The sequence below is a fragment of the Lebetimonas sp. JS138 genome, assembly GCF_000523335.1.
GTDB lineage: Bacteria > Campylobacterota > Campylobacteria > Campylobacterales > Nautiliaceae > Lebetimonas.
Genome location: NZ_ATHT01000001.1, coordinates 1347747 through 1361510, shown reverse-complemented (window position 1 = coordinate 1361510; position 13764 = coordinate 1347747). Strand labels below are relative to the sequence as shown.

Annotated in this window: 11 protein-coding genes; 5 read left to right on the top strand and 6 right to left on the bottom strand. The window is 30.6% G+C overall.

From position 1 onward, the window contains the following. Nucleotides 1–13: 13 nt before the first annotated feature. The 5 genes from DZ67_RS0107715 to DZ67_RS0107695 all read right to left on the bottom strand — a co-directional run bounded on the left by DZ67_RS0107715 (nucleotide 14) and on the right by DZ67_RS0107695 (nucleotide 5619). Entirely contained in the window at nucleotides 14–1417 is a 1404-nt protein-coding gene (locus DZ67_RS0107715; protein ID WP_024788069.1) for an MlaD family protein, read from the bottom strand. Beyond that, on the bottom strand, nucleotides 1414–3405 hold the full coding sequence (locus tag DZ67_RS0107710) for an LPS-assembly protein LptD (protein ID WP_024788068.1): 1992 nt from the start codon (nucleotides 3403–3405) through the stop codon (nucleotides 1414–1416). The genes DZ67_RS0107715 and DZ67_RS0107710 overlap by 4 nt, the downstream gene beginning before the upstream one ends. Then, nucleotides 3386–3829, bottom strand: a complete 444-nt coding sequence (locus DZ67_RS0107705; RefSeq protein ID WP_024788067.1) for an RDD family protein — start codon at nucleotides 3827–3829, stop codon at nucleotides 3386–3388. The genes DZ67_RS0107710 and DZ67_RS0107705 overlap by 20 nt, the downstream gene beginning before the upstream one ends. Next, complete coding sequence (gene purD / locus DZ67_RS0107700; RefSeq protein ID WP_024788066.1) at nucleotides 3830–5086, bottom strand: phosphoribosylamine--glycine ligase; 1257 nt, start codon at nucleotides 5084–5086, stop codon at nucleotides 3830–3832. It lies immediately after the preceding gene. A 68-nt stretch (nucleotides 5087–5154) separates the two neighbouring features. Next, complete coding sequence (locus tag DZ67_RS0107695; protein ID WP_024788065.1) at nucleotides 5155–5619, bottom strand: DUF2628 domain-containing protein; 465 nt, start codon at nucleotides 5617–5619, stop codon at nucleotides 5155–5157. Between the two features lie 46 nt (nucleotides 5620–5665). On the opposite strand from DZ67_RS0107695, the gene DZ67_RS0107690 reads away from it, so the two are divergent. The 5 genes from DZ67_RS0107690 to DZ67_RS0107670 all read left to right on the top strand — a co-directional run bounded on the left by DZ67_RS0107690 (nucleotide 5666) and on the right by DZ67_RS0107670 (nucleotide 13469). Further along, on the top strand, nucleotides 5666–6652 hold the full coding sequence (locus tag DZ67_RS0107690) for an amidohydrolase family protein (protein WP_024788064.1): 987 nt from the start codon (nucleotides 5666–5668) through the stop codon (nucleotides 6650–6652). A 73-nt stretch (nucleotides 6653–6725) separates the two neighbouring features. Beyond that, nucleotides 6726–7727: an AmmeMemoRadiSam system radical SAM enzyme gene (amrS, locus tag DZ67_RS0107685; protein ID WP_024788063.1), complete on the top strand. Its 1002-nt coding sequence runs from the start codon at nucleotides 6726–6728 to the stop codon at nucleotides 7725–7727. Between the two features lie 88 nt (nucleotides 7728–7815). Continuing rightward, nucleotides 7816–8613, top strand: coding sequence for an AmmeMemoRadiSam system protein B (amrB, locus tag DZ67_RS0107680; RefSeq protein ID WP_024788062.1), 798 nt, complete (start codon nucleotides 7816–7818; stop codon nucleotides 8611–8613). A 136-nt stretch (nucleotides 8614–8749) separates the two neighbouring features. After that, nucleotides 8750–11719: an NAD-glutamate dehydrogenase domain-containing protein gene (locus tag DZ67_RS0107675; RefSeq protein WP_024788061.1), complete on the top strand. Its 2970-nt coding sequence runs from the start codon at nucleotides 8750–8752 to the stop codon at nucleotides 11717–11719. 4 nt (nucleotides 11720–11723) lie between these two features. Further along, a complete protein-coding gene (locus DZ67_RS0107670; RefSeq protein WP_024788060.1) occupies nucleotides 11724–13469 on the top strand; it encodes a chloride channel protein in 1746 nt (581 codons plus the stop codon). On the opposite strand, the gene DZ67_RS10955 is transcribed toward DZ67_RS0107670, so the two are convergent. Beyond that, on the bottom strand, nucleotides 13462–13731 hold the full coding sequence (locus tag DZ67_RS10955; protein WP_442911237.1) for a GatB/YqeY domain-containing protein: 270 nt from the start codon (nucleotides 13729–13731) through the stop codon (nucleotides 13462–13464). The genes DZ67_RS0107670 and DZ67_RS10955 overlap by 8 nt on opposite strands. Nucleotides 13732–13764 lie beyond the last annotated feature (33 nt).

Below are 13764 nucleotides of genomic sequence, written 5' to 3'. Positions count from 1 at the left end.
TTACAGGCTTTTTTTATTTCAGAAATGATGTTGCACCCCCTGAAATTATACTTTTTAAATCATTGTCTCTGAACCTTATACCAAGACCCAAAAACAGTGAAGCAGCACGCGAATTTAAAATATTTTCAAATCCGCCTAAAAATTCAAGATGTTTTAGATATATATATTTGGCTGCTAAATTTAAATGAGGGTTAGTGCCCCTTATATCGTTTACGGCGTTAAAATCATATATTTCGGAACTTAAAATTACTTTGTCATGGTCTAAGAAATAATCGGCTCCGATTCCTCCCGTGCTTTCTATAATACCGCCTCTTATTAAGAGATTATCAAATCTTTTTCCATATTCGGCAGTAATATATGATTTATTTTTAATATGGTTTTTATTTATATTATCCAGATTGGAATAATCTTTTGAGGAAGTCACACCCAGAATATAATATTTTGTCGGAGTCGGCAAATAAGCAATCTGTGCGTAAGATTTTGAATAACTATCACGTGAAAGAAATTTATTGTTAAATTCAACTTCAATTTGGGATTTTGTCGCACTTGAAAGAAGTTTGTCAATTTTTTTAAAGCTTTCACCCCCGCTTACAAAAAAATCTTTAGCCGAAGCTATCGCTGTTTTTATACTTTTTTTATTATCGTTAAGAATAGAATTGGCATTAACCCCTAATTTTTTATATTCGTCAATGGTGGGGCCTAATTTGGAATTAAGGGTATCGCCTGTTTTATTGAGTTTAGCAAGAAGTGTGTCCGACTTATTTATAATATCGGGAATTTTTTTGTTTATTTTTATCCCTATGTCTTTATAAGTGGCAATCAATTCATTTGCGTTATCAAGCAGACTCGGTATTTTTTTATTTGCATTTTTTATAACCGATTTCAAATCAACAGAAGCGTCTTTTATATTTGCCAAAATCTGGTGAAAATTATTTATAGTGTTTTTATCGAGAGTTTTATTTAATTTTTTGATCAATACTTTTACATCATCGACGGCACTGTTGACATTATTCATCAAATCATCTAAAGAAGCCGCATTTAAATATTTTTTTATTGTTTCGTTTTTTGAATAGTAAATATGATTTTTAGAAGGGATTATTTTTACATATTTTCCGCCGAGCATATTATCCTGAGCCAGGGTAACCATGCTTCCTTTTGGTATTTTAACCCCTTGCTTTATTATAAGTTTTAATTTCACTAAAGAATTATTAAGTTTTAAATCTTCTACTTTACCTATTTCAACGCCTCTTAATTTTACTTTTGCTTTTTTTTCAAGCCCGCTTGCATCATTAATATAAGCATAAAGAGTATAACCTTTCTGATTAAAATCCTGAAGGGATTTTACCTGAAACGTCAGATAGAGTATCGACAAAATTCCCAAAAAAACAAATATTCCCACCTTGGTTTCTGTTTTCATTTGTTTCCTTTAAAAATAAATGATTGATTTACGCCGCCTATCGGATAAAATTCCACCGACAGATTAATTATATTGTCTTTTCTGTAATTTGTTCCACTTGTTTCCAGCACAGGAACCCTGTCTTGTTTAAAGCTTATTTCATATTTATAACATTTTTTATTCATACTAACCCCCAACATCCAGTATTTTATATATTTTTCGTTTAAATCAAACGAATATTCAAAATAATATCTTTTATATATATTTGGTTTATATCCGCCTCCAAGTGTAACGGATTTTAAATTATCCCTTTGATATAGATGCGATATAAAATAATCAATTTTACCATTATTATAACCAAATTTTATATTATTATAATCTATTTTCCCCTCATCCACAGAATACTTATTGTTTTCATTAATATAATAATTTAAATAATAAAAATTTAAAATATTTTCCAAATCGGCAAATTTCCTATCATCAAGATAATAAATTTCATTTAATGTATGATCAATGTTTAAATTATTAAATTCAAAAATTTGAAACAGGCTGAAAAGCAGATAATTTTTCATTTTGGGGACATTTATCAAATCCGAATAGATTTCTTTATGTGAATAATTTTTTATATTTATGGAAAAAGAAGGATTTATAATATGATAAAAATTATTATAACTTTTTGCCAAAGAAGTAAAAAATTTAAGCTGGGTCGTTAAATACAGATATTTAGAAACCCCCAGATTATTTTTCTGATAATATTTTCCGTATCCAGAATATAAATTTTCTGTAAGCTTGAATTTCATATAATCATTAAACAGACTTTTATAAAATGAAACCGGCAAATTAATATCGGAAAAAATAAAATTAGAGCCTTTAGCTCTGTAATAATTATAAATATTAAAATCAAGTGAATCTAAAAACACCCCTCTTTTTTCCAAAAAACGGTGATAATTAATCTGCGGCAGAATCTGCCAGGTTGCAGAGTTACTGAGAAGTGAGGTGTCTATAAAATATTTAAAATACATACCGTAATAATTTTTATTTAACGCTCTTATATAATTCAAATAAGAAGTTATTATTTTATCCGTCAGATAAGAAGTGTCAAATCTGTAATTGTAAGCATCTAAATAGAAATAATCAACATCATTTGCATATTTCAAATCAAGATACAGCTTGTCTTCACCAAAAAGTTTATCTCTTTTATAATACAATGAATAACAATAATGTTTTTTATGTGCCAGATTGTTTTTTTCATAATAACTGTTTTTGTCGCTGAATAAACCGAATTTTATTTTACCCTCTGAATAAGGCGAATCAACAAACCTAAAAACAGAATAAACCCCTTTTCCCCTTTGGGTACGCACAGTAGGTATTATTTCCAAATCGGAATTTAGTGATGTTACAAAATAAATTGGTTGAGAGTATAATAAGCCTTCTTTGTTTGAATATCCTATATACGGCCTTAAAAGACCGCTTCTTCTTTTTTTGTTAAAACTAACCTGCCAATAAGGGAAATAAAACACAGGTACATTGTGGACAACCAATACAATATTTTTAAGTTTTAATAATTTTGAGAGTCTGTTATAATTTCCGCTGCTTGCCTTTATAAACCAGTCCGGCTTATCACTGCAGCATGTGGAAAAATAAGGGCTATTGAAATATAATATATTTTTTTTGGAATCGGCTTTATTTGATCTGACCCAGCCGTCTATATTTTTGTCATAAAAGAAAATATTTTTTATTGTGATTTTTTCTTTTGAATAAGCCAGCAATGAATCGCCAAGCAAAACATCCTGATTTTGATAAAAAACAGTTACGTTGCCAAAAAGTTTTATTATATGATTTTTTTCTATTACCCCGTTTTTAGCCTGTAAAAAAATATTGTTTTTATATATAATAAGCGGATTTTGAAGAAAATAGTTCCCTTTTTTTTCAATTACATCTGTTGAATATATTTTTAAGGCAAATACAACAAAAGGTACAATTAAAAAACTAATTACTCTTAACAGCAACACATTTTCCTACAATATCATGAATTGCCCTGTTGTATGGGTCAAAAACAGCATAAATCATTCCTAAATAAAAAAACATTTCATCAAAATTTCTCATCACGCTTCTTATAAACGCCCTTAAAAAACTGGGTTTGTCAAATGAATCTACATCTATTATTTCTATTTTCACGAGCATTTTCCCTATTGTTTTACCGTAAAGTGCAATAAAAATCCAATGATAAAGTGTATATGCCAAAAAAATATAAACAAAAAGAGAATCAATTAATAAAACCATTTCCTCATATGTTTTCACATTGGCAAATCTGTCATAAAAGGCCAAAATAACCAAAAAACTTATTAAAAAGTCATCTATGCTCATGGAAATGGCTCTTTGCCAAATCGAAGCTGTTTCCCGCTCTTCCCTTTTGAGTTTTTCCCCAAGCATCTATTTTCCTATTGCCTGATAAGCAATGTCACTTCTGTATTTTTTACCTTCAAAATGAACTTTTTCAACTATTTTATATGCTTCATCCCTTGCTTTTTGAACATTTTTTCCAAACCCGACACATACTAACACTCTTCCGCCGGTTGCATAAAGTTTCCCATTCATTTTTTTAACTCCGGCAAAGGCTATATACCCGTTACACCCGTTTAATTTATCTATCGTAATTTCGGCAGGCTCGCTTCTTGAATAAGGATAATTTTTACTTGCACATACAACCCCCACAGCAACCGTATCTTTTATTTTTACATCAATTTTATCAAGCTGCTTGGTCGCCCCGTTATAAAACATATCATAAAGTGAGCTATCAATTAAAGGCATAAGTTCCTCACATTCAGGATCTCCGAATCTTACATTATATTCAAGAACATAAGGTTCATTATCCACTATCATAAGTCCTGTAAACAAAACACCTTCAAAAGGTGCGCCTTCATTTTTCATTCCTTCAAGTGTAGGCTTTATGATTTTTGTTTTTACTTTTTCATATATATCCTCCGTGGCAAGAGGGGTAGGCGCATACGCTCCCATACCGCCTGTATTAGGCCCCTTATCTCCGTCAAGAAGTCTTTTATGATCCTGTGCGGCCGGAAGCAAAACAAAATCTTCCCCGTCGCATATCGCAAACATGCTAAGTTCAAAGCCGTCTAAAAATTCTTCAATTATGACTTTTTTACCCGCTTCCCCAAATGCTTTACCGCTCAGCATTTCCTCCACTGTTTTTTTTGCTTCGTTTTTGCTATTGGCGATAATTACACCTTTACCGGCACAAAGCCCGTCCGCTTTTACAACAATCGGTGTTTTTTGCATTGAATCTATAAATTCATAAGCCTTGTCTTTATCATCTGTTTCAATATATTTAGCGGTGGGAATATTGTATTTTTTTAAAAAATTTTTCATATACACTTTGCTGCCTTCCAGTCTTGCCGCTTCTTTGCTAGGCCCGAAAACACTAAGACCTTGGGATTTAAAAACATCGACAATTCCTTTTACCAAAGGATCTTCAGGCCCCACTATAGTCAAATCAATATTATTGTTTTTTGCAAAATCAGCAAGTTCATTAAAATCTTTTATATCTATATTTGTGGCAAAATCCTCGGTCGCCCCATTTCCAGGTGCATAAAAGATTTCAGCTTCGTTTTTTAAATGATAACCGATGGCATATTCTCTTCCCCCGCTTCCGATTATTAAAACTTTTTTCATAATAAGCCTTTTTTACGAAATTATATCAAATTACCCGCCAATCCTGCCTACTCACCACTCACCACTCACTACTCACTAATATTATGTCCTGTAATTAATGAAAAAGCAATTGGCCATACCAATATTAAAATAACCGCAACAGCCGCGACAACATACCAGATATTAGGTTTGGCTTTTTTCTTTACACATTCAATATCAGGATTATGAATGCCCCCACAGTTTTGTATATCCCTGTCCAATTTGTTCAGATATAAATAATAATAACAAAAACCGCCCAGCAGCGAATTTACAATTATAACACCCACAGGGGAAACATATCCCACCATTAAACTGACAACCAACACTCCGAAAGCTTCGTTAAGTGCTTTTCTGTACAGCAGATAAAACCATCCGAACAAAAATCCCCAAAGATGAAATTTCGCCCTGCATTTTCCAAGACCATCTTCACCCATTATTTCTTCAAATTTTTTTAAATCTTTTTCATTAAGGTGATAATAACTCTTTTTTAAAATTTCCAAATATTTATTTTTCATAAATATTGCCTTTTTTTAGTAAAATTATAATTAAAAAAGGACATAAATGAAAATAAAGGTCCCAAAAGCAATAGATATCAACATAAAAAATTCCGAAAGTGTAAGCAGACTCTCTTTTGCGGCAAAAAACGGCGGGATAACGGCGGCAGTGATGATACCTTCCCACAAGCCTATTTTTGACAAACTTCATTTGGCTTATAATTTAAAAAGGGCACATGAATCCGATTTTAATCTTTTGATAGCTATTGAGGGAATACATGAAAACAGACTTTCTAACATTTCAATTCTAAAAAAAAGGGGTGCAAGTGCAATTTATATAAATTCGGATGAGGATATGAATTTAATAAAAAGAGTCTTTGAATATGCACAATTTCTGGATATACCTGTTTTTGTAAACTGTAACAGCAAGTCCCTCAGCGGTATTATGAATGACAGTGAAACAGCATATTCCCTTGGTATAAGCGGAATCCCGAATTATGCGGAAAGTGCGGAAGTCGCTAAAATATACGAACTTTCCCGTCATTTTGACGCTAAAATAGTGTTTTTGTCAATAACAGCAAAAGAATCGCTTGAAATATTAAAAAATAAAAACAAAAATATTTATATAGACGTGGCAATAGACAATTTATATTTTACGGACGAAATGTTAAAAGAATTCAACACCGTATATAAGACTTTTCCGCCCCTCAGAAGCGAAGAAGATAAAAACGCCCTTTTAAAAGCATGTGAAAAAGGGATAATAGATTTTATATCTTCAAATCATATCGCTGCAAACAATAAAGACCTTCCCATTGAGGAAGCGGAATACGGAATAAGCAAACTTGATATTTTTACCCAGCTTGTCTATTCTCTTCCTTTAAAAAAGGAGACTGTCACAAATTTAATATCCACTAATCCTGCAAAATTATTTAATATACAAATAAATGATTACATTACCCTTGAAAAAGGCGAATTTGAAATAAATACCGAAAATTTTGCAAGCAAAGGGAAAAATTGCCCATATAAAAAGATTAATTACAAAATAGTTGAGTAAATAAGACTAAAATTTCTTTACTTTTCCCCTATTTTTTGATATAATATATTAATCTTAAATTAAGGAGGGGAAATTGAAATTTTTTGAAAAAATAGATAATACTAAAATAAAATGTCTTTTATGCAGACATCACTGCATTTTAAAAGAAGGCCAGGTTGGAATCTGCGGCATAAATATGAATAAAAACGGAGAACTTGTAAATTTAGTATACGGGCATCCGTCCTCTGTAAATGTAGACCCGGTTGAGAAAAAACCGCTTTTTCATTTTTTACCGGGAAGTGCGGTTTTAAGTTTCGGAACAGTGGGATGTAATTTTAAATGCCCGTTTTGTCAAAACTGGCAAATTGCCCATACAAGTAAAGTAAATGATAAAATTTACGTATCACCGCAGGAAATGGTAAATCTTGCTATTGAATATAAATGCAATTCTATTGCGTATACATATAATGAACCGAGTGTTTTTTATCCGTATGCAAGAGATGTGGGTATATTGGCAAAAGAAAAGGGACTTAAAAATATTTTTGTTACAAACGGTTTTGAAAGTGTGTATGAAATAGAAGATATGAAAAGCTGGGTGGATGCATGTAATGTAGATTTAAAAAGTTTTAAAAAAGATTATTACAAAAAAGTTTTAAAAGGCGATCTTGATTATGTACTCGATACAATCAAAAGATTAAAAGATGTCGGAATTTGGCAGGAGATTACCACTTTAATAGTCCCGGGAGACAATGACAGCGAAAAAGAATTAACACAAATCGCCGAGTTTATTGCCGGAGTTGGAGTGGAAATTCCCTGGCATATTACAAGATTCCATCCGGATTACAAAGTCCAAGACAAAGGCCCTACTCCTATTGAAACAATGCTTAAAGCCTATGAAATAGGTAAAAAAGCGGGGTTAAAATATGTATATCTCGGTAATGTGGCAATGCCTGTAATTACATACTGTCCAAAATGCGGCGAAGAGCTTATTGTAAGAAGTATTTACAAAATTGAAAAAAATATTTTAAAAATAGATGAAAATGGAATCGGACACTGTCCGAAATGTGGTGAAATTATCGAAGGAATATGGAAATAAATAGTAAGTAGTGAATAGTGAATTGTGAGTTTGCCCGGCCGCTTGAAAAGCGGCGGGGTGATAAAAGTCAAAATTAAAAGGAGTGATTATGAGAAATGCGGTAGTAAAAGAATGGTATGGAGTGACATGCGAAGGAATTGAGGGTTATATAAACCATTTTAATAAAATTATAGATGAAAATGTGGATAAAATTAAAGCAAAAGAGATATTTTCCTTAAAACCAAAAGCTATAATAGTTCCGCATGCAGGATGGGTTTACAGCGGATTTAGCGCAAATTTTGCTTATAGAATCGCAAGCAACACCAAGCCTAAAAGAATCCTGGTAATAGGCCCGAGCCACAAATTTCCGATTGAAGGAATAAGTGTAACATTGGAAGAATCATATGAAACCCCTTGCGGCATACTGCCTATAGATAAGAATTTTTCAATTGAACTTATGGAAAAATTTGATGTAGCTAATCTTGAATATGTCCATGTAGAACATTCGACAGAAGTTCAAATGCCTTTTATTTATCATTATTTTGGGGAAATTCCTGTAGTTGAATTAATTTACGGAAACTATTCGCCAAATAAATTAAAAGAAATAATAGAATTCGCAATTGATGAGAATTCTTTAATTGTAATTTCAAGCGATTTAAGTCATTATTATGATATAAAAACGGCAAATGCACTTGATTCACACTGTTTGCAGGCCGTTAATGATTTGGATTTATTGGAACTTGAAAAATGTGAAGCCTGTGGTAAAATAGGTATAGCAGCCATTATTGAAGCAGCAAGGGAAGAAAAATTAACACCTTTTATTGTAGATTACAGGACAAGCGCCGATGTAAGCGGCGATGAAAGCCAGGTTGTCGGATATATGAGCGCCTTATTTATAAAAAGCTAATAATTTTTTGTTATAATTTACAAGTTTAACACTTCTTAAAAAGGAGGGTTAATGGCAAAGGGTAAATTTAAAATGAAGAGGAAAAGAAGAAGAGTTTTATATTCCAGATAATTCTTCTTTTCGAAAGAGAAAAAATGTGATAAAATTTGATAAATTAAAAAATGAACTGTTAATATCCAAAAATTTAAACACTTCAATAACTTTTCTTTCAAAGCTTCTTGATAATTTCAATATTGAAATTGTCAATGTAAAAGAAAATAACGATACCCTGATTTTAAAGATTAATATAACACATCAGGATTTTTTTGAAAAATATAAAAAAATTTTCTTTGATATTATAAAAAAAGCTATTAACAAACAAATAACTTACAACTGTAAATTATATTATTTTGCATGGGTCGGGTTTGATTTAAGAAAAATCGCTTTATTAAGAGCTGTTTTAAAATATCAAAAACAGCTTTTTTATGAATTTAATGAAAGTGCAATTATTAAAACTTTTATTAAAAATTCTGATGTGGTGGAATCGGTTATCAATTATTTTCTTCAAAAATTTTCAAAAAAAGATGATTATTCATATCTTGAGAACAGACTTGAAGAAAAATTAAACACCGTCAATGAATTAAGTGAATATAAAATTTTAAAAATATTTTATTTAATTATAAAAAATATACTTCGGACAAATTATTTTCTTAATAAAAAAACAATTTCTTTTAAAATTGACACTTCCAAATTAAAACCTTATCTGTTTTCTGTTCAACCCAATATTGAAAGTTTTGTTTATCACGAACAATTTAACGGAATCCATTTAAGAATGAGTAAAATTTCACGAGGGGGGATAAGATATTCAAACAGGGAGGATTTCAGGGAAGAAATCAAAGATTTAATGAAAGCGCAAGTTGCAAAAAACGCAATTATTGTCCCTGACGGGGCAAAAGGTGGATTTTATATTTTTTTTAATCCGACAAAAACTGAATTTAAAAAAATTTATACACTTTTTATAGATGCACTGCTTGATTTAGTAGACACCGCGGATACAACAAATTTAATTAAATATGATGAAACGGACAATTATTTCGTAGTGGCGGCTGACAGAGGTACGGCCAATATGAGTGATATTGCAAATGAAATATCGCTAAAAAGAAATTTTAATTTAAAAGATGCCTTTGCAAGCGGAGGCAAAAACGGATATTCACATAAAAAACTTGGCATTACAGCAAAAGGTGCACTTACCTCAGCCGGAAGACATTTTTTGGAATTGGGCAAAAATGTTTTAAAAGATGAAATAAGTGTAGTGGGAATAGGCAGTATGAGAGGTGACGTATTCGGCAACGGAATGCTTCTTAATAAAAACTTCCTACTTCTTGCGGCTATTTCTCATAATGAAATTTTTATCGACCCGACCCCTGATTCAAAAATTTCATATAACGAAAGAAAAAGACTTTTTTTAGAGGGAAAAAACTGGGATGAATATAATAAAAATTTAATTTCAAAAGGCGGGGGTGTTTTTAAAAAAGGTTTAAAAAAAATTAAAATTTCCCCGGAAATGAAAAAGGTGTTTTCTATAAACGAAAATTATTTATCAAGTGAAGAATTAATAAAATATCTTTTAAAAGCAAACGTCGATATGCTCTATTTCGGAGGAATAGGAACTTACATAAAATCAAGCGAAGAAAACAATATCTATATCAGTGACAAACAAAATGAAAATATAAGAATTAATGCTGATGAAATAAAGGCAAAAGTTATTTGTGAAGGTGCAAATTTGGCTATGACTTTAAAAGCCAGATATGAATACGCTTTAAACGGGGGCAAAATACATCTTGACAGTATTGACAATTCTGCAGGGGTAAATATAAGTGATTATGAAGTAAATCTGAAAATTTTATTAAACGATTTGGTGGAAAAAAATATAATTTCCAAAAAAGAAAAAAATGAAATATTAATAAATCTTACAGAAGAAGTTGTAAACAAAGTCTTAAAAAACAATTATTTACAGCCTTTAAGAATCAGTCTTGATGAAATAAAAATATATAAAGAAAAATTAATAAATATAATAGAAACATTGGAAAAGCATATCGAAATATTTAAACGAGAAAATTTTTCTATCCCCAAAAACTCTGAAATAGAAATAATTTTTTATAAAAACAGGGTAATTAAGCCGGTTTTGGCTATATTGTTATTATATTCAAAAATTTTCTTAAAAAATTATATTTTAAAAAATTTTTATAAATGCAAATATGCTTCTACATTTTTAAAACACTATTTTCCGTCTTCTGTTTACAGCTCTTACAGCGAATATGTAAATTCACATTTGCTAAAAAATCAAATCATAGCAACACAAATAACTAATGAAATAATAAACAATTACGGCATTTCTTTTATAAATAATTTCAAAGAAAAAGAATTTCCTTATAAAATTACAGCCTATATAATATTAAACGATTTAATTAATGCAAACAGCATAAGGGAAGAAATATATTCCCTTAATTTTCAAATCGAATATCAAAAAATATACGATATGCTTATAGAGTTGGAGGAAACGATAAAATTTGCCTCCAGATGGCTTATTAAAGAATTAGAAAACGAAAATATCAAGCCTTTGATGCTTATCACATACAAAGAAAAACTTAAAAATATTTTTTCAAAAAAGTATAAAAATTTTAAAAATAAAAAAAATATAGGTATTTTTCTTGAATGGAAAGAACTGTTTAAATTTCTTCCGGCAATTATTTATTTTAACCATAAATATTCTTTTAAACTGGAAAATATTTTGAAACTTTTTGAAATTACAATAAAAAAATTCCAAATAAACAAATTATTACACAGCATAAAGCACATAAAGCCAAAAAGCAGAATAGAAAAAAATTTAAAAGAAGAAATAGAATCAATGATAGAATATTTTGTAATAACATTTAACGAAGAAATTTTAAAAACCGGCTTTAATGAAAACAAAATTAATAAATCAATAAATAGTTTTTTAGAAATAAAAAAAGAAGAATACAAGCATATGATAAATGAAACTGATGAACTATGCAAAGAACACAGCAAATCGTTACTGGAAATTTCTCATATAAGTAACATTCTTATATTGAATATGCTAAAATAACATTATGAATACTCAAAATCAAATTAAAAAATATTTAATTTTACTTTTAGACACCTTTGTTATAGGGCTTATAGGGACAATTTGCGCAAGTATATTTATTTTTTTACTGGATTTAATAAGCAAATTTACACTGGGTTATATTGCCGGTTATATTCCCGCAGACACCATAAATATAATCAGCTCGCATATTAATCATCCTTTTAGTCCTGTAAATTTGATTATTGTAATTGTAACAGGGGGATTGATTTCAGGATTTTTAGTCTACACATTTGCACCCGAAGCAGAAGGACATGGAACAGACACTGTTATCAGAGCTTACCATAGGGCTGGTGGATATTTGCGGCCTATTGTAACACCTATTAAAATTATCGCCTCAGCTATAACCATAGGAACAGGTGGAGCAGCCGGAAGAGAAGGTCCTACAGCACTTTTTAGCGCGGGTATAGGTTCCATTTATGCCAATATTAGACATGCTTCTATTGAAAAAAGAAGACTTTTTGCGATTATTGGAATGGCTGCGGGACTTTCTGCAGTATTTAAAGCTCCTATGGGAACGGCAATATTTTCAATAGAAGTTCTTTACAGCGAACTGGAATATGAAACAAGAGAACTGTTGTTTGTTTTTTTCGGGCCTTTAATAGCTTATATATTTTCCGGTTATATTTTCGGATGGCAGCCTATTTTCACAATGCCTTCCAATTTGCAGATAACGGATATTAAAACCTATATAGAAATTATTCTTCTTGGAATTATAAGCGGAATAGTATCGGTAATACTGCCGAATATATTTTATTATACAAGAGATTTTTTTAGAAACTTACCTATAAAACCTCATTTTAAACCTGCGCTCGGAGCATTATTTGTAGGAGTAATAGGAATTTACATACCCCAGGTTTTAGGGGGTGGATATGGATGGATTCAACAGGCGATAAACGGAAATTTTACTGAAAAAATTTTAATAATATTATTTGCTGGTAAAATATTGGCTTTTTCCTTAACTATCGGTTCCGGCGGTTCCGGTGGTGTATTTGCACCTACATTATTTATAGGTGCTACACTTGGAACATTCCTGGCCATAATTTTTCACAATACAAGTGCAATTTTCAGTGTTATTGCAATGGCGGCTGTTTTTGGAGCGGCGGCAAGAACACCACTTGCCGCAATAGTAATAGTGGTTGAAATGGCTGGTGGATATTCACTGTTGCCTGCTACTATTTTAGCAGTATTTTTTTCTTCTATTACACATAAATTAATATGTTCTGTATTTAATGTAAAATACATAAGCTTGTATGAAGCACAGTTATTAAATAAAAATTATTCTATTTTTTATCAAATAAAAACATTAAAAAATATACTGTTTTGCTATCAGGACTTATTACAGCTAAATCCTTCTGAAATTGAAAAAGAAGAAATTGTTGAACTGCTTGAAAGCGGAGCTCCTATAAAACTCCCAAACAACAAATATCTGTTTTTTGGAAAAATAAACAAAAATGCAGAACTAAAAAAAGAAGGATATATTAAAAAATTTAAAGATTTAAGGGTTTTATATATATTCAGAAACGGTGAGTGGTATCATCCAAGCGAAATAGAATGTTTAAAAGAAAACGATGAAGTTTTGGTTTACGGAGCACAAAGCGCCATAAACAAACTCAGCTCTTACTTTACACCTGTTTCAGAATATTTTTCAAAATTAAAACGTCAGCATGAAAAATTGGAAGAGGATATAAATAAACCTATACCTATTAAATAGATTTGATGATTTTATTGGCTAAGCCTAAATCTATATCCCCTCTTTGTTTTAATCTTTTCATAATTTCGCCTATATTTTTTCCGCCTATTTCATTAATAATTTCTTCTATAATTTTTTTGCTCTCTTCTTCACTTAACATTTTAGGCAAAAATTCCTCGTATATTGAAAGTTCTTTTTTGGCTTCTTCCATTCCTGCATCGATACTTTCTTTTGCCATTTTGGCAAGTTTCCTGGCAGCTTCAATTATATGTTTTTCACTTATCTCTTCATTTTTTCATTATGCAAGTTTTTGGGC